The following is a 22,117-nucleotide window of genomic DNA, read 5'->3' on the forward strand; positions in this document are numbered from 1 at the left end:
GACCGGGCACACCATCACCGGCTCATTTGACGGATTGGACAAAACGGCATGCAAAGCAAAACCACAAGGCGCACCTTCGTCAAAGGCCTGGCAGCCACCGGTATTATCGGCGGACTTGGCCTGTGGCGCACGCCGGTCTGGGCGGTGAACAGCCCCGGCCAGCCCAACGTACTGACTGGTAACGAATTCGACCTATTCATCGGTGAAACCCCGGTGAACATCACCGGCGCAGCGCGCACGGCCATGACCATCAACGGCTCGCTCCCTGGGCCGATTCTTCGTTGGCGCGAAGGCGATACCGTCACATTGCGCGTGCGCAACCGCCTCAAGGAGGACACCTCCATCCATTGGCACGGCATCATCCTGCCGGCGAACATGGATGGTGTTCCTGGCCTGAGCTTCCATGGCATCGCCCCTGACGGCATGTATGAGTACAAGTTCAAGGTCAACCAGAACGGTACCTACTGGTATCACAGTCACTCCGGGCTGCAGGAGCAGGTCGGCGTATACGGCGCGCTGGTCATCGATGCCAAGGAGCCCGAGCCCTTCAGTTACGACCGTGATTACGTCGTGTTGCTGAGCGACTGGACGGATGAAAATCCAACGCGGGTACTGGCCAAGCTCAAGAAACAGTCGGACTACTACAACCAGCACAAACGCACCGTTGGTGACTTCATCGATGACGTAAGCGAGATGGGTTGGTCCGCCGCCGTAGCCGATCGCAAGATGTGGGCCGAGATGAAGATGAGCCCGACGGATCTCGCTGACGTCAGTGGCTACACCTACACCTACCTGATGAATGGCCAGGCACCCAATGGCAACTGGACCGGCATATTCAAACCAGGCGAAAAGATCCGCCTGCGCTTCATCAACGCCTCGGCGATGACCTATTTCGATGTGCGCATCCCGGGCCTGAAGATGACTGTGGTTGCGGCCGATGGTCTGCACGTCAAACCGGTCAGCGTCGACGAGTTCCGTATCGCCGTGGCCGAGACCTACGACGTGATCGTCGAACCAGACAGCGAACAGGCGTATACCGTGTTTGCACAATCCATGGATCGCACTGGCTATGCGCGCGGCACCCTTGCTGTACAGGAGGGGTTGAGTGCACCAGTACCCAGCCCCGACCCGCGTCCGCTGATTGCCATGGGCGACATGGGTATGGATCACGGCAGCATGGGCGGTATGGATCACGGGAACATGGCCGGGATGGATCAGGGCAATATGGCGGGAATGGATCATGGCAGCATGCAGGGTGGCATGGCTGGTATGGATCACAGCCAGATGGCCGGAATGGATCATTCAAACATGGCTGGCATGGCTGGCATGGCTGGCATGGCTGGCAACATGCAGGCACACCCGGCCTCAGAGACCAACAATCCTTTGGTCGACATGCAGACCATGACGCCGACGCACAAGCTGGACGACCCAGGTATCGGCCTGCGTGATAACGGCCGGCGCGTGCTGACGTACTCTGACCTGCGCAGCACCTTCCCTGATCCGGACGGGCGTGAGCCAAGTCGCACCATCGAGCTGCACCTCACCGGGCATATGGAGAAATTCTCCTGGTCCTTCGATGGAATCAAGTTCTCTGACGCCGAGCCTCTACGCCTCAAGTACGGCGAGCGTGTTCGCATCACGCTGGTCAACGACACCATGATGACTCACCCGATCCATCTTCATGGCATGTGGAGTGATCTGGAGGATGCGAACGGCAATTTCCTGGTGCGTAAACACACCATCGACATGCCGCCAGGTTCCAAGCGCAGCTATCGGGTGACCGCCGATGCGTTGGGGCGTTGGGCCTACCACTGCCACCTGTTGCTCCACATGGAAATGGGCATGTTCCGTGAAGTCCGTGTGGATGAGTAAAGGAGATTTCTGATGAGTACTTTTATGAAGCGTAATGCCCTGTTTGGCAGCGCAGCGATGTTCAGTTTTTTGGCTGCTTTGTACGCGCCGACGTCATTGGCAGGTGAGGGGCACAGCGAGCACGAACAACATGCTGCCGAGTCGGCTGCGCCCGAGGCCATCAGTGACAAGCCTGCAGATCAATCGAAAGGCAAGGCCGCTGGCCAGCAGATGGATCATGGCACCATGGATCATGAGGGCATGAACCATGACGATATGGGGCACGAGAAGATGATGGATAAGCATGGCGGCACCGAAGCCGAAGCAGGTTCGAACCATGACCACTAGGTTTTCACGCCCGTCCCTCATAGCGCTGGTCGTGTCGCTGAGTGCACTCAGCGGCGGCGTTACCCAGGCTGCGGAAGAAATGGATCATTCGGCAATGGGGCACGGCTCCATGTCGATGGACCACAGCCAGATGGGCCACGGTTCCGCCAAAGCGCCGATGGAGGGCATGGATCACAGCAAGATGGACCATGGTGCCATGCAGGGTGCTTCGGGCAGCATGGATCATAGCCAGATGGGCCACGGCCAGAGCCAAGAGAAGGCCCAGGCTATGGATCACAGCAAGATGGGGCATGGCGCCATGCAAGGACAGATGGAGGGCATGGATCATTCAAAGATGAACCATGGCTCCGCTGAAGCCCCGAGAACCACCAGCCGTACGCCGATTCCCGTTCTGACGGATGCTGATCGCCAAGCGGCTTTCCCGCCATTACCTGGCCACAAGGTTCACGACAGCGCCATCAACAGTTTTTTCCTGCTCGATCAGCTCGAATACCAGGACGCAGATGAGGGCAGCACCCTGGCCTGGGATGCGTCGGGCTGGGTAGGCGGTGATATCAACCGGGTCTGGTTCCGCTCCGAAGGCGAGCGTACCAACGGCGTGACCGAGGATGCTGAATTACAGCTGCTGTACGGCCGCTCGATCGGCCCTTGGTGGGATGTCGTCGCGGGCGTTCGCCAGGACTTCAAACCGGAGTCGCCGCAGACTTGGGCCGCCTTCGGTATCCAGGGCATGGCGCTTTACGCCTTTGAGGCCGAAGCCACGGCCTTCGTCGGCGAGAATGGCCAAACTGCTGCCCGACTGGAGGGCGAGTACGACATTCTGCTGACCAACCGGCTGATTCTCCAGCCAACTGCCGAAATGAACTTCTACGGCAAGAACGATCCTGAACGAGGTGTGGGGTCTGGGTTGGCCAATACCGAACTCGGTTTGCGTTTGCGTTACGAGATTGTCAGACAGTTTGCCCCCTATATCGGGGTTTCCTGGAGCCGCTCCTATGGCAACACGGCAGACATGGTGCGTGACGAGGGCGGTGATGTAGACGAGGCGCGTTTTGTCGCCGGTATCCGGATGTGGTTTTGAGAACCTGACATGAAAAGAACAATTAAAACTTTGGTGGCGGCCGGCGTGGTCGGTAGCACAGCTGTCCTGGCCGGCGCCTACTTTGGCGTGGTCAACGTGGGGGCCGATGATCCCCATTTTCCTGCAGTGTATGCGTTTCTCACGATGGCCCGCGACCGCTCTATCGAAGTCCGTTCGCAGGACATCGAGGTTCCCAACCTGGATGATCAAGCTCTTATTCGCGCCGGTGCGGGCAACTACAACTCCATGTGTATCGGCTGTCATTTGGCGCCAGGTGTGGCGGAGACCGAGCTAAGCCAATCGCTTTACCCTGCGCCTCCCAACCTCGCCAAGATCGGTGTCGATGGCAATCCGTCAGCAGCGTTCTGGGTGATCAAGCATGGCATCAAGGCAACGGGTATGCCTGCGTGGGGCAAGAGCATGGGCGATGAGTACATCTGGGGCATGGTTGCCTTCATTGACCAATTGCCGACGATGGATGCCAAGCAATACCAAGCACTCGTCGCATCCAGTGGCGGCCATCAGCATGGTGGTGGGGAAACGCAAATGCACAATCATGAAGGTCAGCACGGCGACAACAAGCCTGGCCATCATGGCAATAGCGGCGGTGGCGAAGACCATCATGGAACAGGTGATGCCGGAGAGCCTGGCCATCACGATGCCGCGGCTACTGATAGCGAGGGTGGCTCCGCACCTGAGGCAGGTCACCATTCGGACATGAGTGGCGATGATCACCATGCCGGGGATGAGGCCGCCCCAAGCGGCGGAGACCATCATTCCGAGCAAACTCCGAATGCCTCGCCCAAGACCCACACCCACGCCGATGGCAAAGAGCACGTGCATGAAAGCTAAATATCTGGCCTTGCTGGCCGCTCTCTCCGTCACAACTGGAGTTCAAGCCGCTGATGCCCTGACGATTGATGTCCATCGTGATGCTAATTGCGGATGTTGCAAGAAGTGGATCTCACACCTCGAAGCGAATGGCTTCAAAGTCGTCGACCATGTCGAAAGCAACATGTCGGCAGTGAAGCAAAGTCTGGGCGTTGCGCCGCGGTTGGCGTCTTGTCACACCGCGGTGATTGACGGCAAGTTCGTCGAAGGTCATGTGCCGGCGGCTCAGGTCATCGAGCTCACCAAGCGCGATGATCTCGTGGGCATCGCTGTTCCCGGGATGCCGGCGGGCTCCCCCGGTATGGAAGTCGATGGCGTACAGCATGCCTACCAGGTCATTGGCTTGACCAAGGCGGGGTCTGATCAGGTCGTTGCAGAATATCCCGCTCAGTAGTACTGCCTGCCAGCACGGCCGCTTGTGTGTAGTGGCCGACTCTTTTTCATACGCCCTTTAACCTAAGTAAAAAAGGCGCCCGAGGGCGCCAAGGGCTGTCTCCAAACCAAAGGAGCACTACGAGGGGACAGCAGGACCAAGGCGCGAGCGGGCAATCAACCCGCCCGCTTGCCAGGGTTAGAGAACTTCCAGCGGGTACTCGACAATCAGGCGGACTTCATCCAGATCCGACTCGTAATCGGTCGCGCGAGTGGTCATTTGGCGAACACGGAAAGACATATCCTTCAGTGATCCAGTCTGCACAACGTACTTGGCCTCGATGTCCCGCTCCCAGCGCTTCTGGTTGGTCAACGGATCGCCGTTGTCATCACGGCGCATATAGACTTCGTTGGCCTTGCTGTAGTCGGCATCCCAGCCTTGGGCATATCGAGTCATGAAGCTCAACCCAGGCACACCGAAAGGCTCCATATCCAGGTCATAGCGCACTTGCCATGACTTCTCCTTCGGCGAGTTGAAGTCGCTGTACTGGATGGAGTTGTCGAGGTAGATGGAGTCCGATTGGCGCAAGTAGTCGAAGTCATCATCGCCATTGTTGCGCTGGAGACCCACCAGCACTGTGTGAGCGCCGAATTGGATGCCGACCTTGCCGCTCCAGATGTTGTTATCGAAGCTCCCGAGGAGCTGCTTCCCTTCATCGACCGCCTTGTAGTAGTTCAGCCCGCCGATCAAGGCGACATCGTCCGCAAGCGGGTAGCTCAGCGTGGTGCCCGCGTAATATTGATTCCAGGCATCCTTGAGGCGGCTGGTGTAGAGACTAAAGCCGACGTTGTCATTAAGCGTGTAATCACCACCGAAATAGGCGATCCATGGCGAGTCCACTTCGCCTGCGTAGAAGGTAGCGAAGCCGTCGCGCATGCTGCTGGTATTGGGTTGGCTCATCGAGTGGAGGCGACCACCTTGAAGCGACAGTCCTTCCACGCTGCTGTTGAGCACGGTGATACCTCGGAAACTCTCCGGTAAAAGCCGCGCATCACCGTATTGGACGACAGGGCTGACAGGAAAGACGTCGCCTACCTTGATCTCGGTATCCATGAACCGAGCTTTCACCGCGCCACCCAGTTTGGAGTAGTTATCCTCAGCCTGCCCGAGGCTGTTGTAAGGCAGCACATCGACTGAGCCACCGGCTCCTGAACGGCCGTCGCCGGTGTCAAGTTTGAGTCCTAGCATGGCAAAGGCATCGACACCGAAGCCTATGGTGCCCTCGGTGAAGCCAGACTCGAATCGGCCTATCACGCCATGCGCCCACTCTTCCGAATAGCCATTACCCGAGCTGCTGGACTGGCCTTTGCGGAAGTCACGGTTGAAGTAGAGATTTCGATTGAGGATGGTCAGGCTGCTGCCTTCGATAAATCCCTCGCCTTTCTCGTCGGCGGCCATTGCAGCTTGCCCGGTACTGATGCTCAGAGCGAGTAGAGAAAGTCCTAACAGGGTTCTGTTATTCATAAATGCTCCTGATGTTATTGGCAGTTGTCATTGTGTGGTCGCATATATGTGCCAAGCGCGCCGGGCATAACCAGGCGCGCCTTGGCCATATTTCCACATGCCAAATAACGTCAGGGTGACTTGAAAATTACTTTTCAGTCAGCGCGATGTCATTTATTAGTTTTGGTTCCGGCAACCTGTTCCGGCTGCACGGTATTCAAGAATATTCAGATCGCCGTTGGAGTCCTCGTAGGTCATCTGGGCTGGCATCACATTGCAGCTAGAGTCCGTTGAGGTAGTGGCCACGACCCTGGCGATATCGAGCTTCATGCCGTAGCGGTAATGAATAACTTCAGGCGGATTCTTTCCGTTAGCGGCAGCATACTCTTGCATGGCCTGCTCATTGGCCTGAATCATCCGACCATAAACACGATCAGCGCCGCCTTCTGCCAGAGTGGCAGAGGAAACAACCATAGCGGCAAGGGCTGCAATAACTTTGAGGCTTTTCATGTTTAATCACTCCTTCAAGGTGGTGATTAAAATATATCCGCTCAACCTGTCATAAAAATGAAGTCAAAGTTACATCGCCGTAATGCTTCCTGCCGCGTTACCCGGGCGAGTCAGCTTGGCGCGTGGCTTGCCCGGGTTTGTAAAGCTATAGCTCCTGCGGTGCGCGAACCTTCTGTGTACGCTGCCTTCGCATCAGCCAGTACGCGGCCGGCAAAACCAACATGGACATCAGCGGCGCGGTAATCATGCCGCCGACCATGGGCGCGGCGATGCGCTTCATCACTTCAGATCCGGCACCTCCGCCCCAGAGGATTGGCAACAGGCCGGCGATGATCACGGCCACCGTCATCACCTTGGGCCGCACGCGCAGCACTGCGCCTTCACGAATTGCCTCCAGTAGTGCCGGGGCACCGCTGCGCCCGGCATCCATACGTGCATGCCAGGCATTCTTCAGGTACAGCAGCATGATCACCCCAAATTCCGCCGAGACGCCGGCCAAGGCGATAAAGCCGACCCCAGTGGCAACCGACAGGTTGAAGCCGAACCAGTAGAGCAGCCAGATGCCGCCCGATAGGGCGAAGGGCAGGGTTGCCATGATCAGTAGGGCCTCACCGAAGCGGCTGAAGGTCAGGTAAAGCAGCACGAAGATGATCAACAAGGTCGCCGGTACCACCCAGGCCAGCCGTGCATTGGCGCGCTCCAGGAACTCGAACTGACCGGAGTAGGAGACGGTCATGCCAGCATCGAGTTGTACCTGCTCAGCTACGCGTTGCTGCAACTCGCGCACGGTCGATGCCAGGTCGCGCCCACGGACATCGACATAGACCCAACCGGACAGACGCCCGTTCTCGCTGCGCAGCATTGGCGGCCCTTCGGTCAGACTAACCTGGGCGACGGTGCCCAAGGTGATCTGCTGGCCGGCTTGCGTGAGGATCGGCATACGCCGTAGTGCCTGCGGACTGTCTCGCCACTCCTTGGGATAGCGCAGGTTGATCGGGAAGCGGGCCAGTCCTTCAACCGTCTCACCAATATTGCTGCCGCCGATGGCGCCCGATACCACCGCCTGCACATCGGCGATGCTCAGGCCATAGCGCGCCGCGGCCAGTCGATCGATCTGGATGTCCACGTAACGGCCGCCAGTAAGGCGTTCTGCCAAGGCCGAACTCACCCCAGGCACCTCTTTGGCCACGGCCTCGATATCGCGCGTTATGCGCTCGATGTCGACCAAGGAGGTTCCGGATACTTTCACCCCAATGGGGCTCTTGATCCCCGTCGCCAGCATGTCGATGCGGTTGCGGATGGGCGGCACCCAGATATTGGACAGCCCCGGAACTTTTACCGCGCGATCCAGTTCCTCGATCAGCTTTTCGGGTGTCATCCCCGCGCGCCATTGATCGCGTGGTTTGAACTGCACCGTGGTCTCGAACATTTCCAGCGGTGCTGGATCGGTGGCGGTCTCTGCTCGCCCGGCCTTGCCGAATACCCGTGCCACTTCGGGCACCGTGAGGATCATCCGGTTGGTTTGCTGCAGCAGCTGGGTGGCCTTGCTGGCCGGCAAGCCGGGCAGGGCTGATGGCATGTACAACAAGTCGCCCTCGTCCATCGGCGGTAGAAACTCTCCTCCGAGTCTGCTGAGGGGCCAGAGACTGGACAAAAACACTAGCAAGGCCAGCGCTAGGGTCACCTTAGGCCAAGCCAGCACCCACTCCAGCACCGGCCGGTATGCACCGATCAGCCAACGATTCAAGGGGTTCTGTTGTTCGCTGGGGATATGCCCACGAATCCAATAGCCCATCAGCACCGGTACCAAGGTGATCGAGAGGCCAGCAGCGGCAGCCATGGCATAGGTCTTGGTGAATGCCAGCGGGCCAAACAGGCGACCCTCCTGGGCCTCCAGGGTGAAGACCGGGAGGAAAGACAGGGTGATGATCAAAAGGCTGAAGAACAGCGCCGGCCCGACCTCGGCCGCAGCTTCGCCGATCACCCGCCAGTGCGCCTCGCCCTGAAGCGGTTCACCGGGGTGTCGAGCCTTCCAGGCCTCGATGTGCTTGTGCGCGTTCTCGATCATCACCACGGCGGCATCGACCATGGCGCCGATGGCGATTGCGATCCCGCCGAGCGACATGATGTTGGCATTGACGCCCTGGTAGCGCATGACGATGAAGGCCATCAGGATGCCCAGGGGCAGGGTGATGATCGCGACCAGCGACGAGCGCAGGTGCCAGAGGAAGATCAGGCAAACCAGGGCAACCACCGCGAACTCTTCCAGCAGCTTGTAGCTGAGGTTATCGATGGCGCGGTCGATCAATTGCGAACGGTCATAGGTGGTGACCACCTCGACGCCGGCCGGCAAGCTGCCCTTCAGGCTGTCCAGCTTGGTCTTCACCGCGGCGATGGTATCGCGGGCATTCTTTCCGGAGCGCAAGATGACCACGCCGCCTACCACTTCACCCTGGCCATCCAGCTCGGCAATGCCACGACGCATCTCTGGCCCCAGCTGAATGGTGGCCACCTGACCCAGCAGCACCGGAACTCCGCTGGCCGAAGCCCGCAGCGGCACATTGCGGAAATCCGCCAGGCTCTCTAGATAGCCTGAAGCCCGCACCATGTACTCGCGCTCTGCCAGCTCCAGGATGGCGCCGCCGGTTTCCTGATTGGCGCTCTTCAGCGCCGCTTCGACCTCCTGCTGAGTTACCCCATAAGCCACCAGCTTCTGCGGATCGAGCAGCACTTGGTATTGCTTGACCATGCCGCCGAGGGTGGCCACTTCGGCTACGTTGGGCAGGCTCTTGAGTTCGTACTTGAGGAACCAGTCCTGCAGTGCCCGCAGCTGGGCAAGATCATGCTGGCCGCTGCGGTCGACCAAGGCGTACTGGTAGATCCAGCCCACGCCGGTGGCATCCGGCCCAAGGGTGGTGGTAACACCCTCGGGCAGGCGTTCCTGCGCCTGGTTGAGGTACTCCAGCACCCGCGAGCGCGCCCAGTAGAGGTCGGTGTCGTCCTCGAACAGCACGTAGACGAAGGAGTCGCCGAAGAACGAGTAGCCGCGCACCGTCTTCGCCCCCGGTACCGAGAGCATGGTTGTGGCCAGTGGGTAGGTCACCTGGTTCTCGACGATCTGCGGTGCCTGTCCGGGAAAGCTGGTTCTGATGATGACCTGGGTGTCAGATAGGTCCGGCAGTGCATCCAACGGCGTGTTGCGCAGCGACCAGAGGCCCAGGGCGGTGATGAACAGGGTGGCCAGCAGTACCAGGAAGCGGTTGCCGATCGACCAATGGATCAGGCGCGCGATCATGGCTGGTCTCCTTCCTTGCGGAGCTGCTCGATCAGCAGGCCGGAGTTTGTCTGACGTGCGGCGATGCGTACGTGATCTCCTGGCTTAAGTCCCACAGCTACTTCGGAGCTGACCAGAGGAAAAGCCATGGTCATACCTGGCATATTCAGGCTCTCGAAGGGGCCATGCTCCAGGGTGACTTGTTTCCCGTCCAGTGCGCGAATAACGCCGTGAGACACATGCAGCCCCTCCGTGCTGTCCTGTTCTGCATTGCCGGCCAGGATGCCCTGCAGGCTGGCTTCCGAATCGATGAGGAACTGGCCGGAGGTAACGACCGCCTGACCTTCCTCAAGACCGGAAAACACCTCCAGACGCCCATCGGCCTCGCGGCCCAAGGTGATTTCCTGGGGACGGTAGCGTCCGTCGCCTTCGGCCAGCATCACCAATGCACGCTTCCCGGTGCGAATCACGGCTTCACTCGGCACAAGAAGCGTGGATTGTTCGACGGCACTGTTCAGGCGTACGGCGGCGAACATGCCGGGGCGCAACTTACCGGCAGGGTTGGGTAGCTCGCTGCGTACCGTGAGCGTGCGCGTTTGCGGATCGGCACTCGGCAGCAAGGCTATGACGCGGCCCAGCAGCGGTCGATCAGGAAAGGCCGTCAGGTTGGCGCGGATCTCGTCCCCGACCTGGATACTTCCGGCCATGGCCTCGGGTATCGCCGCATCGAGCCAGACACTGGACAGCCCGTTGATCAACGCCAGATCCTGCCCGGCTTCAACGGTCATCCCGGCGCGTACCTGCAAGGCTTGGAGCTCGCCGCTGATAGGTGTGGTGAGGGTTTGCACTGCCCGCGGTTTGCCGCTGCGGCGAACCTGCTCTATCAACGCTTGTGGCATGCCGAGCAGGCGGAGGCGCTCTTGGGCCGCAGTGATCAAGCGGGCGTCACCGGTACGCAGTACCGCGAGGAACTCCAACTGCGCGGCGGACCACTCGGGAATCAGCAGGTCGACCAGGGGTGTTCCAGCTGGCAGTACATCGCCAGGGGCACGCCCGTAAACCCGCTCGACGAATCCGCCAGCGCGGGCCTGGAGGTTCGCTACCTCTCGCTGGTTATAGGCCAGGGAGCCGACCACCTCGATATCCGAGGGCAGTACACCGCGGATCACCGTCGAGGTCCGCATTCCGAGGTTCTGCACGGCTTGAGCGGGGACGCTCAGGACAGACGGATCTTGCTCGGATCCTGCGTATTTAGGGACAAGCTCCATATCCATGAAAGGTGACTTGCCCGGTTTATCGAAGCGCTGCTCAGGCTGCATCGGGTCGTACCAATAGAGCACCTTGCGCTCGTCCGTCGGTGCGGAGCTAGGCAGTAGCTCGTGTTTGGCTTGCCGCTGGGCCAGCCAGTAGCCACCGCCCGCCGCGCCAATGCCCACGGTCAGCACGGCGACCGCAAAACCAAATGTCGATATCTTCATTTCAGGCCCTCCACATAGGCGTAGTACAGGCTTGCGGAGAGCTGGCTCAACTTGCGCTGTTGTTCAATCTGCCGCAGTTGCGCATCAATCAGGTCGCGCTGGGCAGTAATAACGGATGTGAGCTGGCTGTTACCGGCTTGGTAGGCGGCCAGTTCGAGATCGGCACGTTTGCTTGCAAGCGGGATCAAGGTTTTTTCGGTGCGTGACAAGGTCCTGCGCAGTTGCTCAAGCTCGGCAATACCGCCTTCCAGCTCAGCCTGATGGGCGCGCAGTAATGCTTCCTGCTCGGCTTCCATCTGCGACACGCTTTGTTGTCTGGCGTTGATCTTGGGCCCCTGACGTGTGCCTACGAACAACGGCAGGTCGAAGGTAAATTGCACCATCACCATATCGCCGAACTGGTTGTCGCGATTGTTGTAGGCAAACTCAACACCCCAGTCGGGGGTCTTCTCGGCGATGGCCTCGTTCAGCTCGGCGCTAGCCTCGCCGACTCGGGCGGAGGCAGCGCGCAACTCAGGGTGTGAGGCAATGCGTTGCTGCAGGTGCGGTGCCACCAGGTTCAGACTGGGAACACCTCCTTGCAAAGGCTGGTCAGCCTCGTTGCCTATCCAGCGGCGCAGCTTGGCACGAGCTACTGCCACATCGCGATTCAGTTCATCTCGCCGATCTTGTAACGCCAAAGCTTCCTGGTCGGCCTGCAACAGCTCGCCAGGCTGAGCACTACCGCCGGCAATCAGCGATTGCACGGTCGAGCGGAGCATCTCGATCTGACGGTCCAGTTGATCGAAGAGGCCAACACTGCGTTCGGCGTAGTACACATCCAGCCAGCTCACTGCCGTCTGGCGCTTGATCTCCAACTGCATGGCACGCTGCTCGGCCTCGGCTCGGCCTACTGAAGCCTCGGCCAACTGGCGCCGAGCCTGACGCTTGTCACTGTTGGGGACTTCCTGCATGAACCCAATGCGGCGCATGGTCATGGAGTCACGATTAAGCGTGTAACGGTCAGGGCCTTCGATCGGCAGGTTGTCGATGCCTAGAATCAGCTTGGGATCGGGCAGGGCGTCTGCGGGCTCGACAGCCTGCTGTGCCGATGCCACCTGCGCCTGGCGCGCGAGGTTCTCAGGGGCACTCTGCTCGGCCAGAGCTTGGGCTCGTTCGAAAGTTAGGGGCTGCGCCTGCGCGGCAAGCCAGGGAGCTGCCCAGAATGCGGCAGCCAACACACCGAGAAAGCTACGGCGTGGAAAAAGGAAAGCGGACATGCTTTCGCCTCCAATGCGATTGATCGAAGTCGCGACTACGAAACGTGACCGCGACGATGCGCCTGACTGTAAGGCGCGGGATGATCACTGCATTAGACGAAACGAGGAGGGCGCCAGAGTCCTGCGGGCTCTCGCTTAATCACCGACTGGGTCAGCAATATCTCGGGGCGTGAGGGGAGAGGGGATATGCTCTTGATCACGGTGGTCTGGAGAAGTCCTCCGGTCTTGCATTCCTGGCCGGGTTTGCAAGGGGACTTCTTGGCCACCCCATCAGACTTGTCCATTTGCTCGCAGCACGGAGCATCGGCCATTGCATGGCCCTGATGATCGGCGCTCTGCATCGGGCAAGGTTGTGCCGGCATGCTGAAAGCCACACCGCCGAAGGTCGGCAGCACGAGGCTAGCAATCATTAGCAGGATCAATCCAATCCGACGCACAGCAATTCACCAGGCGGGGCAATAGGCCGACGATAGCAGATTGCCCCCGAGCCATGAATGCTCCTTTTGACGATAACAGCACTTCGTTGATTTGGATCAAATAGAGTGTCTAGTCTCACAGGGCGAGCTGATTTTGTAGCGGGTGAGATTTCAATCGAGCAAGCGATAGAGTTCAGGCCAAAGAGGATTCTATAATCACTCTATAATTAGCTATAAAGCTCATTAGTGCACAAAATGCAGCGGGATGTGGAACCCTGAGGTGCCGCTGAATGAACGCAACGCAGGGTATCGGCTGGCATGGCAGAGCCTGGATTTCACCCGGGCTGGGCATTTTTCTGGGGCAGGCGGGTAGCCAAGATTGGCATAGCCACATGGCGCATCAAATTACCGTCAGCTTGAACGGCAGCTTGACTGTGAAGTGTACATCCTCGTCGGTGACGGCAAGGGCCATCTGCATCAGGGCAGGGGTGGCCCATCAGATCGAAGCTGACGAAGTGTTGTCGATCTACCTCGACGCGCTGTCCGATGAGGCGCGAGCACTTCCCGATAACATCGGGGAGGGCATCACTCCGATTCAGATGGGCGATACAGCATCGCTGCGAAAATTGCTGAGCAGCTCCGATCCGTCAGCCCAGCAAATTCGGGAAATGGTGCGCCTTGTTCTCAACCTTACGACTCCGCCGGCCTCCGATCCGCGACTGCAGTCGGTCCTCGCTGCGTTAAAAGAGCCGATTAATGGCAGGCAGGCGTTGGCCAAGCGCGTTCATCTGTCGCCTACCCGATTCTCACATTGGTTCGTCGAACAGACCGGTCTGCCGCTGCGCAGCTACCGGAAATGGAATCGCCTGGTCATAGCGCTCCAGCATATCGCCAGCGGCGCCAACCTGACTGCGGCCGCCCACGCTGCCGGCTTCGCTGACGCTGCCCACTTTTCCCGCACCTTCCGCGACCTGTTTGGCCTCGACCCCTCATCTGCCTTGGGTCATGTCAGTCTGAAAGGCTGAATTCAGCTTTTCTGTTCAAGCGCCATCACAGGTGATTGGCACAAAGTGGAGTCATCTCAGGGAGGGCTTCACGATGGGCAGTTCACTCAGGTTCATGATCCGCTGGCTCAGCTACCCAACAATCTTTGGCGGGGCCGCAGCTTGGATGATCTGGTTGCTCTACACGGGTATTCCGTATTGGCCCAGCACGCCGATCATTGCCGCCCTAGGGATTCTGCTGGTGGCGCTGCTGGAACGCGTGCAGCCGTTCCGTGACGACTGGTTGGAGGACCACCAGGATACCCTTACTGATATCATCCATATGGTCGTGAACCTGTCCGTGATCCAGATTACGGCGACCGTGCTGGCCCGGCTGGGCGATTGGGTGCCCGCAGAGTTCCGTGTCTTCCCAACAGAGTTACCGCTGTGGGCTCAGCTAGTCATTGTCGCCGCCGTGCTGGACCTTAGCTTGTACGCCATGCACCGCTTCAGCCATCAGGTTCCATGGCAGTGGCGCTTGCATGAGCCACATCATAGCGCTGAGCGGCTCTACTGGATGAACGGCGAGCGCCGGCACCCGTTGCATGCCGCCATCATGGCAGGGCCTGGGCTGCTCGTGCTCTTTGCGATGGGCACTCCTTCTGCACTCGTGGCCACCTGGTTCGGCATCCTGACGGTACATTTGGCCTTCCAGCACTCAAATCTGGACTACTCGTTGGGCTGGCTACGGCGCGTCATCGGCGTTGCAGAAACACACCGCTGGCATCACAAACGCGACTTCGAGGATGCGCAGGTCAATTTTGGTGAGTTCTTGCTGGTGTGGGATCAACTGCTTGGAACCTTCTATGACAGCGCAAGCAAGCCCAGCAGCGCCGAAGTAGGACTGCGTGACCGGGACTATCCGACAGGCTATGTGGGTCAGATTGTCGAGCCGTTCAGAAGTCAGTAGCTTGCTCGGTGTCGCTGGCGACTAGCTGGTTAATGAGGATCGACCGGCATGAGTTCGATCAAGGGTTTCAGTTGAACTCTGACACTGGCCAGCCAATTGCCCAGTTCCACCAGATCCTCATCAAGCGACTCGGCTTCCTCCCAGATACTGCCGCCTTCCGTCACAGACACCGATAGTGCCGCACCATCGAGCACCGTTTTCGCCATGGCATGTACCCGCAGGAGGCCATCCCTGAGGCCGCCGATGTTGTTCATTTCCTTCAGCAGCAGATCCAGCCCATCGACTAGACGCAGCAACTGGATGGTGTCGTAGTCGTCATGCAAACGCTCCAGCGCCTCGGCATCTACCTCGCCGTAGGGCGTGACGCGAAATGACGCAGGAGGAATGTTCATCAGGTCATCTCCTCGGTTTCCGCAGTACCGAGCTTGCCAGTGCGGATGGACCCGGCTGCCTGCTGGAACACCGAGTCTTTGATCCAGGGCTCCGGCGGCCGGTTGAGCTTGAGGTTGAACTCGCCGAAACGCTTGACGTTGCTGGTCAGGTAGGGGCTGAGGAAGGACACATCTTCATCGGTGAACTGCCAGCCCTCGCGGGCCAATTTCTGCAGGATCCGCATCATGTCCACAGTGTTCTGCAGGATCACCGACGAGGCCACCATGTCGTTGTAGCGCAGTCGCTTCTGTTGCTCGTCCGGATCGTTCTCGGCGATCACGTCGCCACCGAAGGACAACCACTTGGAGAATCCGTTGTAGGACTCGATCTTGTTGGTGTTCGCGGTAACCTCCTGGCGCAACTCGCGACTGCCGATCCAGTTGAGCAGGAAGATCGTACGGATCACGCTGCCCAGTGCCTGTGCCGCGTGGTAGGGGTCATGCCGAGATAAGGCAAAAATTAGGACATTCGTTCTGCAAGCAGCTGTTTTTTAAAGTAACTATTTCCATGCGGCTGGGTACCATTCATGCAATTGAATATGGCCTGTCAGCTGACCCGCACAGGGTTCGCGAGGGCCTGCTCCTGACCTCAGTGCGCCAGTTTATGAGCCATTTGCCCCCCCGCCGTTCGTAGGTGGCATATGCTCAAGCAGCTTTAGTTGCGCGATCGCTTCGGACAAGCGCTCCTGTAAGCCTTGCTCTCTTTGTGCCTGGATCGTGGAAACCTCGCCAAGCTTGGCCACTTGCTCCTGCAATGTGCTGCAACGCTGTTCCAGGGCTTCATTCGCGCGCTCAACACCGGTCAATGCGCTCTTGGCGGTTTCCAGGGCCTGGGTCTTCTGCACCAGTAGCTGTTGCTGCGCATGTTGTTCTTTTTGCAACTGCCGCGCCTCGGCGAGCAGGCGCGCATTGTCGCGGTTCAGCTGGGTCAGTTCGTCCTGCTTGATTATCAAGGTCTGCTGCAGTTGCCGCAGTTCCAGTTGCAGTTGTTGCACCTGCGACTCGTGTCGACGTTGTTCATGCTCACGCTGCTCCTTGCTGGACTGACGATAGTGTTCCAGAGCATCACGGGCATGCTGATGTTTTTCCTCCAGCGAGCGAATTTGGCTGTCGCGATCCTGCAGGCGCGCCTCCTGATCGACGTTAGCCTGCACCAGGCGGGCATTCTCAACCTCGGCCTGTTGGCGTTGCTGCTGCTCCTGCTGTAGCGCTTGCTGGGCAGTCTGGAGCTGTTCCTTGAGCCCGCCGCACTGATTTTCCAACTGCTGAATGCGGCTTCCGGCCTGCCGAGCCTGGTTGTGGTAGTCGAGTCGTTCACGTGCCAGTTGTTCACGCTCCTGGGCCACGGCGGCCTGCGCGTCCTCCTCTAGCTGATCTGCCAGTTGGCCGACCAAGTTGGCCAACTGTTCGGAGAGCGACGTTGCTGCCGTATTCCGGCCGCGCTCGGCGTCTTCGAGTTCTTTCAGGTAGCGGTGAATGGTGGTTTTCGAGCCGGTATTGCCTAGTTCGACCCGTACCGCATCGATGCTGGGGTTCTCGCCACGCGCCACGATGGCCTGTCGCGCCTTCTGAACTAGCGCCTTGTTGATGCCGCCACGGGCCATGATCTGCTCCTTCGATTTCGTAATGTAGTACATACCATGTATTTACATTCTAAATTAATCCTATGTAAAGCGAGTTTTAACCGATTAAATCAGATAAAATAATGGAGGCTTATTCAATGAGATCGGCACAAACGGTCGCTTAGCTGCCGTTTTCCAGTACACAAAGGGCATTTCGAGCGATGAAAGACGTCGGGCGCTATCTGCAAGCCGGTACGCGGGAAAACACCCGCCGCAGCTATCAGTCGGCCATCGAGCACTTCGAAGTGGTGTGGGGCGGCTTTCTGCCCGCCACTAGCGATAGCATCGTGCGCTACCTGGTGGACTACGCCGACAGCCTAAGCAGCAGCACGCTCAAGCAGCGCCTGGCTGCTCTGGCTCAGTGGCACATCACCCAGGGCTTTCCTGATCCGACCAAGACGCCCACGGTGCGCCAGGTACTCAAAGGCATCCGCACATTGCATCCGGCGCAAACGAAGCAGGCTGCACCGTTGCAGTTGCAGCACCTGGAGCAGGCGGTTCACTGGCTGAATCAGGAAGCCGAACGGGCTCGGCAGGCCGGCAACTTGGCAAGCCTGCTGCGCGGTCGGCGCGATGCGGCGCTGCTGCTGATCGGCTTCTGGCGCGGCTTTCGCAGCGACGAACTCTGTCGACTGCAGGTCGAGCATATCCAGGCCGAAGCCGGTGCTGGCATGAGCCTGTTCCTGCCGCAGAGCAAGGGTGACCGGGAAAACCTCGGCACGACCCATTACGCACCGGCCCTGAAGCGCCTCTGCCCGGTACAGGCCTATCTCGACTGGATCAGTGCCGCCGGCATCGCCCGCGGCGCAGTGTTCCGCCGCCTGGATCGCTGGGGGCACCTGAGCGACGAGGCCTTGCATCCCGGTAGCCTGATCAGCCTGCTACGCCAGATCCTGCAGCGTGCGGGCATCCCAGCCGAACTGTACACCAGCCATTCCTTACGCCGAGGTTTCGCTACCTGGGCCACGGCCAACGGCTGGGATCTCAAGGCGCTGATGACTTACGTGGGCTGGAAGGACATCAAGTCCGCCATGCGCTACATCGACCCCGCCATCTCCTTTGGCGGCCTTGCAGCTAAACCTGCCCTTGAGCTTCATGCTGGCTCTTTGGGCAAAATCAGCTTCTCATTAACATCGGTACACATCAGGGACAACGGTGCCACATGAAGCGCGATCGGACTCGCTGCTGGCGTTTACGGGCAGCTGAGCCGCTCTAGAATGAACTTTATAGGTCTTTATAGTCGATTATAGAATCCTATTCTGGACGCCCGGCCCACGCTGCCCGGCGAACTGGTGCTGACGATTCGTAGGCTGTTCAACTGCACCTTGTCGCAGGCCCCCTATAGCAGCTCGCCGAGGTCAGCCAGCGCAACCTGCTGTGGCTTGGTCTCTCCGGCATCACCACGACGCTGTCTCAGATCTTCTATTGCAAAACGTCGAAGCTCGGGCGTAGCTACGGTGGCGCTGATCGACAAGGGCGGCGTCGTGGTAGCCATGCTGATGGCGTGGCTACTGCTGCGCGAAGCGATCACGCTGCGGAAGCTCGCCGGCGCCGGGTTGATCGTGACCGGGCTCCTGGTTAACGCCCCAAAGCCCTGACCAGTGCCCCTAGGTCTCGTGCTGCTGAAAGGCAGCCGCCAGCGTCAATTGTGCACGGGCCTCGATGATCTCGATCAGCTCGATATGCTTGGGGAACTCTCGCTTGAGCCAGCCGCTGGGCACGAAGTGATGATCGAGGTGAACGATTGTGCTTTGGCCTTCGGCAGCCGCGCAGAGCATGACGTGCATCTCTGAATCATCGCCGGCCATCGCTGCCGGCACGAAGACCATGCCGTTGTCGTCAATGCCGAAAGAGCGCCTCCATTCGGGGAACCGCTTCTGCTCGGGGTTTGAAACGGCAAACCAATGAATCCTGTCCATTTATTTCTTCTCGAATGGGAGCAGCGTGGAGTACGGCAGCGAATCACCTTCGGCTGCGGCTAGCACCTGATCCAGCACCGCCTCGGGGGCATCAAGAGCACCGAGAATCACATACAACTCGGATATCACGTTCATCCTATCCGCACGATCGAAGCCGGCATCACCACCTACGGGCTCGGCATGATCGAATGCATTGGCAACGGCATTTTCCTTAAGCAGATAACGCGCGCCGCAATCGCAGAGAAATGGCTGCTTGGCGTTGTAGAAACGATCCTGTGCTTCCCAGCCATGCAACCGCGGCTCCATGGGCTTGCCACACTTTGGGCAATAAGCAGGTTGCAGATCGGTAAGGTAAAGCATGACTTGAGTTCCTTTTCTTGCGCGCAGCTCCGTGTTTGGAGGGCTGTACCATGCGCGCTATTGTCGTAACCCCGCTTCACCGCTGTCCAGAAAAGGTACAAAGGTACAAATGTCCCTCCCGCTTGACGCCAACCGTACCGCCCAGCCCGGCCCCGGTTTGATTCGCCTCGACCCGGCCTATGCCTTGGCAGCCCATCTCGCAGAGCGCCACCTACTGGGCTACGTGATGCTCAATGGTGAGGCGTGGCGCGTGGTGGCAAGGATTATCGATCCAGGTGATTTCGAAGGGTATCCGCATTGCCGGATTTATCTGGCCATGGAAACACTGGCCAGTCTCGGCGAAGCCATCGACATCCTGACACTTTGTGAGTTGCTGGAGTCGGATGAGCATTACCAAGCCGCTGGGGGTATCCAGCTGCTCGGTCAACTGGCCACGGAGACTCCAATACGTTTTGAGCAGGTGAGCGGACTAGCTCGCCTGCTCAGAGGTTTTGGTGTGCTGCGCTCCAGCCTCAATGAGGCCTATCAGGGCCAGCGCCGGCTATGCAGCCTGCTAGAAGCCAAGCGCGACGGACTCTCGCACGGCAAGTCATGGTTCGCCACCATCGAGGACACTATTCGGCAGGAGCAGCCGTTCCCGCAGGCTTGGCTCGGGCAGCGCGTCTGCTACGTCTACGATGAATCCGTTACCGAGGACGCGACTCTGTGCCCAGCACTATCAGCCTGAGAGTCTTCTTACATGACCACTGCTGGAAGCCCTGATCGCAGGTGGCGATCCTGTCATGGTGGGGTTGTAGGTTAAGTGGGCCAAACAGTAAGCATCAGGCACTCCTAAAGCGCCACGGCCTTGGCTTTGGAGTTGGAAGTTGACTGCTCGCCACTAGCCCTGACAATGCAACGGGACTGGGCTGAGAGCGACTCTAACTGGACGCAAAAAAGAAGCCGCCCGAAGGCGGCACTGAGCGACAGATGGATGACCTTTCTGAACACTCGGATTCTTGGTCCGATTACTTCTTCAGCGATTGCAGGTAGTCCTTCAGCGTCTGATCATCAGCGGCTTTAACCGTCATGCCGTTCGGACCGCTACCGATGTCGGTGAATTGCTTGGCCGGCTCGCCGGTTTTCTTGAACTCTTCCAGCTCTTTGGAGCCTTCGCGGAATACCCACAGGCGGCCATCTTCAACCTCGGTGACAAAGCCAGGCTTGTCATACTGGCTGGCGAAGGCGGCGGTGGCGAACAGGCTGGTCAACAGCATTGCAGTCAAAGTCAGTTTTTTCATCGCAAGGTTCCTGCTTGGGTTGGAGATGCGATAAAGCCTAAAGCTCTTCTGATGACGGAAAGATTACAAGATATGGATATGCGTTTAACCAGATGTTTCAGGGTGTTTCCAGCTCCAAGCTTCGCCCTGCTTGCTGCCTTTGGCCAGCAAAGATGAGCCATTCAAGCCTTCATGTACGTGACTCAGCCCCTGGACTGTCATTTCCGCTTTACTGAATATTCGCTAAAACGTATATTCCTGAAACCATACTCGGTTCGAGATTTAGCAATGGCTTACAAAACCCGCGTGCTGTTCGTTTGTGTGGCTAACGCTGCTCGCTCGCAGCTGGCTGAAGCGCTGCTGCGACACACTGATTCCGAGCGCTTCGAGGCATTCAGCGCCGGCACTGAGCCTGGTGAGGTTGATCCGCGCACCCTGGATGCGCTTGAGCACCTTGGCGTAAACATCGAGGGACTGCGCAGCAAGTCCATTGATGAGTTTGCCGGCGAGCGTTTCGAATACGTCATCACACTGTGCGATAAGTCGTCTTTGGAGTGTCAGGCCCTTCCAGGTGCTGGCGAGGTACTGGCGTGGAACTTTGAAGACCCGGTGACCAGCACACAGCCCGACGCATTCCGCCACACCCTTCACGAGATACACGAGCGCATCAAGATGTTCGTGTTGGTGAAAACCAAGAAAACCAAGCGCTGAGACCCTATGGCAGACCATCTGACCCCGACCACCGTATTCAAATGCCTGGCTGACGAGACCCGCGTTCGCCTGATGCTGCTCATTACCCGTGAGGATGAGTTGTGCGTCTGTGAGCTGACCTGTGCGCTTGATGAAAGCCAGCCGAAGGTGTCCCGCCACCTGGCGCAACTGCGCAACTGCGGCCTGCTGGAAGATCGCCGGCAAGGTCAGTGGGTCTATTACCGCCTGCACCCCAGTCTGCCGGACTGGGTGATCGCCATCCTGAAAATCACTCTGGATGCCAATCAGCACTGGCTCAGCCCAAATGCCAAACGCCTCGATGTGATGGGCGACCGCCCGCAACGTCTTGCTGCCTGCTGCTGAGTCGCGCTCGGCCTTTACGAGATAGCCTGATGAAAATTTTGTTTCTATGCACCGCCAACAGTTGCCGCAGCATTCTTTGCGAGGCTGTGTTCAATCACTTGGCACCGGCAGGCATGAAAGCCTACAGCGCCGGCAGCCAGCCTAAAGGTGTAGTGCATCCATTGAGCCTGAAAACGCTGCAAAACGCCGGTATCTCGACCGCAGGACTCTCCAGCAAATCCAGCGATGTTCATGAGGGCCTAGCCCCAGACTTCGTGATCACGGTCTGCGACAAGGCTGCCGGCGAAGCCTGTCCGGTGTTTTTCGGCCCCGCGACCAAGGCCCATTGGGGGCTGGCTGATCCGTCGGAATACCAGGGCAGCGAAGAGGAGATCGAAGCCGCTTTTGCCGCCACCCTGGATCAGATCAGAACCCGTATCGAAGCCTTCCTGGCATTACCGCTCAAGCGGATGGATGCCGAGCAGCTCAAGGCCGAGTTGGCCTTGATCGGCACGCTCTGACATTGGAGGCATGAC

23 protein-coding genes and 1 pseudogene are annotated in these 22,117 nt (G+C 58.9%); 13 read left to right on the forward strand and 11 right to left on the reverse strand.

The features are described 5' to 3' along the window. Positions 1 to 48: 48 nt before the first annotated feature. From N5D30_RS21770 to N5D30_RS21790, 5 genes are read left to right on the forward strand one after another with little or no spacing between them, the layout of a single operon-like run. Positions 49 to 1,872 (forward strand): copper resistance system multicopper oxidase, encoded by a 1,824-nt coding sequence (locus tag N5D30_RS21770; protein ID WP_090432320.1) that lies wholly within the window; start codon positions 49 to 51, stop codon positions 1,870 to 1,872. 12 nt (positions 1,873 to 1,884) lie between these two features. Further along, positions 1,885 to 2,199 carry a hypothetical protein gene (locus tag N5D30_RS21775; RefSeq protein WP_024616826.1) on the forward strand — a complete coding sequence of 105 codons (315 nt, stop codon included), beginning with the start codon at positions 1,885 to 1,887 and terminating at the stop codon, positions 2,197 to 2,199. Continuing rightward, on the forward strand, positions 2,189 to 3,280 hold the full coding sequence (locus N5D30_RS21780; RefSeq protein WP_279902415.1) for a copper resistance protein B: 1,092 nt from the start codon (positions 2,189 to 2,191) through the stop codon (positions 3,278 to 3,280). The genes N5D30_RS21775 and N5D30_RS21780 overlap by 11 nt, the downstream gene beginning before the upstream one ends. A 9-nt stretch (positions 3,281 to 3,289) precedes the next feature. Then, entirely contained in the window at positions 3,290 to 4,132 is an 843-nt protein-coding gene (locus N5D30_RS21785; protein WP_064495845.1) for a cytochrome c, read from the forward strand. Then, positions 4,122 to 4,565, forward strand: coding sequence for a DUF411 domain-containing protein (locus N5D30_RS21790; protein WP_004574337.1), 444 nt, complete (start codon positions 4,122 to 4,124; stop codon positions 4,563 to 4,565). Before N5D30_RS21785 ends, N5D30_RS21790 begins: the two co-directional genes overlap by 11 nt. A 177-nt stretch (positions 4,566 to 4,742) precedes the next feature. Here the strand turns inward: N5D30_RS21790 and N5D30_RS21795 are convergent, their stop codons facing one another. The 5 genes from N5D30_RS21795 to N5D30_RS21815 all read right to left on the reverse strand — a co-directional run bounded on the left by N5D30_RS21795 (position 4,743) and on the right by N5D30_RS21815 (position 12,568). Next, positions 4,743 to 6,068 carry an OprD family porin gene (locus tag N5D30_RS21795; protein ID WP_003452303.1) on the reverse strand — a complete coding sequence of 442 codons (1,326 nt, stop codon included), beginning with the start codon at positions 6,066 to 6,068 and terminating at the stop codon, positions 4,743 to 4,745. Between the two features lie 156 nt (positions 6,069 to 6,224). Then, the gene (locus tag N5D30_RS21800) at positions 6,225 to 6,557 is read right to left on the reverse strand and encodes a DUF2790 domain-containing protein (protein ID WP_003452302.1); all 333 of its coding nucleotides are present in this window, start codon (positions 6,555 to 6,557) and stop codon (positions 6,225 to 6,227) included. Between the two features lie 145 nt (positions 6,558 to 6,702). Further along, the gene (locus N5D30_RS21805; RefSeq protein ID WP_279910667.1) at positions 6,703 to 9,852 is read right to left on the reverse strand and encodes an efflux RND transporter permease subunit; all 3,150 of its coding nucleotides are present in this window, start codon (positions 9,850 to 9,852) and stop codon (positions 6,703 to 6,705) included. Next, a complete protein-coding gene (locus N5D30_RS21810; RefSeq protein ID WP_003452298.1) occupies positions 9,849 to 11,309 on the reverse strand; it encodes an efflux RND transporter periplasmic adaptor subunit in 1,461 nt (486 codons plus the stop codon). Before N5D30_RS21810 ends, N5D30_RS21805 begins: the two co-directional genes overlap by 4 nt. Continuing rightward, complete coding sequence (locus N5D30_RS21815; RefSeq protein ID WP_279910669.1) at positions 11,306 to 12,568, reverse strand: TolC family protein; 1,263 nt, start codon at positions 12,566 to 12,568, stop codon at positions 11,306 to 11,308. Before N5D30_RS21815 ends, N5D30_RS21810 begins: the two co-directional genes overlap by 4 nt. Before the next feature lie 706 nt (positions 12,569 to 13,274). Between N5D30_RS21815 and N5D30_RS21820 the strand changes: the two genes are divergently transcribed. Both N5D30_RS21820 and N5D30_RS21825 read left to right on the forward strand, forming a co-directional pair. Continuing rightward, on the forward strand, positions 13,275 to 14,009 hold the full coding sequence (locus N5D30_RS21820; protein WP_003117280.1) for a helix-turn-helix domain-containing protein: 735 nt from the start codon (positions 13,275 to 13,277) through the stop codon (positions 14,007 to 14,009). A 73-nt stretch (positions 14,010 to 14,082) separates the two neighbouring features. Further along, positions 14,083 to 14,937, forward strand: a complete 855-nt coding sequence (locus N5D30_RS21825; protein ID WP_279910670.1) for a sterol desaturase family protein — start codon at positions 14,083 to 14,085, stop codon at positions 14,935 to 14,937. Positions 14,938 to 14,966: 29 nt separating this feature from the next. Here the strand turns inward: N5D30_RS21825 and tnpC are convergent, their stop codons facing one another. The 3 genes and pseudogenes from tnpC to N5D30_RS21840 form a co-directional block, all read right to left on the reverse strand. Beyond that, positions 14,967 to 15,329: a Tn3 family transposase post-transcriptional regulator TnpC gene (tnpC, locus tag N5D30_RS21830; RefSeq protein ID WP_003117279.1), complete on the reverse strand. Its 363-nt coding sequence runs from the start codon at positions 15,327 to 15,329 to the stop codon at positions 14,967 to 14,969. Further along, positions 15,329 to 15,802, reverse strand: a pseudogene (locus tag N5D30_RS21835) (Tn3 family transposase); the annotation flags it as partial. The gene tnpC and the pseudogene N5D30_RS21835, both read right to left, overlap by 1 nt. Before the next feature lie 168 nt (positions 15,803 to 15,970). Next, on the reverse strand, positions 15,971 to 16,972 hold the full coding sequence (locus N5D30_RS21840) for a DNA-binding protein (protein ID WP_279910671.1): 1,002 nt from the start codon (positions 16,970 to 16,972) through the stop codon (positions 15,971 to 15,973). Between the two features lie 179 nt (positions 16,973 to 17,151). Here N5D30_RS21840 and N5D30_RS21845 point away from each other — a divergent pair, with 179 nt between their 5' ends. Both N5D30_RS21845 and N5D30_RS21850 read left to right on the forward strand, forming a co-directional pair. Further along, a complete protein-coding gene (locus tag N5D30_RS21845) occupies positions 17,152 to 18,156 on the forward strand; it encodes a site-specific integrase (RefSeq protein WP_279910672.1) in 1,005 nt (334 codons plus the stop codon). 291 nt (positions 18,157 to 18,447) lie between these two features. Continuing rightward, complete coding sequence (locus N5D30_RS21850) at positions 18,448 to 18,588, forward strand: hypothetical protein (protein ID WP_279910673.1); 141 nt, start codon at positions 18,448 to 18,450, stop codon at positions 18,586 to 18,588. Between the two features lie 9 nt (positions 18,589 to 18,597). Here N5D30_RS21850 and N5D30_RS21855 read toward each other — a convergent pair whose 3' ends face one another. Then, entirely contained in the window at positions 18,598 to 18,909 is a 312-nt protein-coding gene (locus N5D30_RS21855; protein WP_034000034.1) for a hypothetical protein, read from the reverse strand. Then, entirely contained in the window at positions 18,910 to 19,269 is a 360-nt protein-coding gene (locus N5D30_RS21860; protein WP_279910674.1) for a hypothetical protein, read from the reverse strand. Positions 19,270 to 19,378: 109 nt separating this feature from the next. Between N5D30_RS21860 and N5D30_RS21865 the strand changes: the two genes are divergently transcribed. Then, positions 19,379 to 19,996, forward strand: a complete 618-nt coding sequence (locus N5D30_RS21865; RefSeq protein WP_279910676.1) for a DnaB-like helicase N-terminal domain-containing protein — start codon at positions 19,379 to 19,381, stop codon at positions 19,994 to 19,996. Positions 19,997 to 20,276: 280 nt separating this feature from the next. Here N5D30_RS21865 and N5D30_RS21870 read toward each other — a convergent pair whose 3' ends face one another. After that, positions 20,277 to 20,549: a hypothetical protein gene (locus N5D30_RS21870; RefSeq protein WP_058019645.1), complete on the reverse strand. Its 273-nt coding sequence runs from the start codon at positions 20,547 to 20,549 to the stop codon at positions 20,277 to 20,279. A gap of 267 nt (positions 20,550 to 20,816) precedes the next feature. Here N5D30_RS21870 and N5D30_RS21875 point away from each other — a divergent pair, with 267 nt between their 5' ends. From N5D30_RS21875 to N5D30_RS21885, 3 genes are read left to right on the forward strand one after another with little or no spacing between them, the layout of a single operon-like run. Next, complete coding sequence (locus N5D30_RS21875) at positions 20,817 to 21,239, forward strand: arsenate reductase ArsC (protein WP_236204892.1); 423 nt, start codon at positions 20,817 to 20,819, stop codon at positions 21,237 to 21,239. Positions 21,240 to 21,245: 6 nt separating this feature from the next. Beyond that, positions 21,246 to 21,602 (forward strand): metalloregulator ArsR/SmtB family transcription factor, encoded by a 357-nt coding sequence (locus N5D30_RS21880; RefSeq protein ID WP_279910677.1) that lies wholly within the window; start codon positions 21,246 to 21,248, stop codon positions 21,600 to 21,602. 29 nt (positions 21,603 to 21,631) lie between these two features. Next, complete coding sequence (locus tag N5D30_RS21885; protein ID WP_279910678.1) at positions 21,632 to 22,102, forward strand: arsenate reductase ArsC; 471 nt, start codon at positions 21,632 to 21,634, stop codon at positions 22,100 to 22,102. Positions 22,103 to 22,117: the final 15 nt, after the last annotated feature.

This window comes from Pseudomonas sp. GD03875 (assembly GCF_029840585.1).
In the GTDB taxonomy this organism is placed as follows: Bacteria; Pseudomonadota; Gammaproteobacteria; order Pseudomonadales; family Pseudomonadaceae; genus Aquipseudomonas; species Aquipseudomonas paralcaligenes.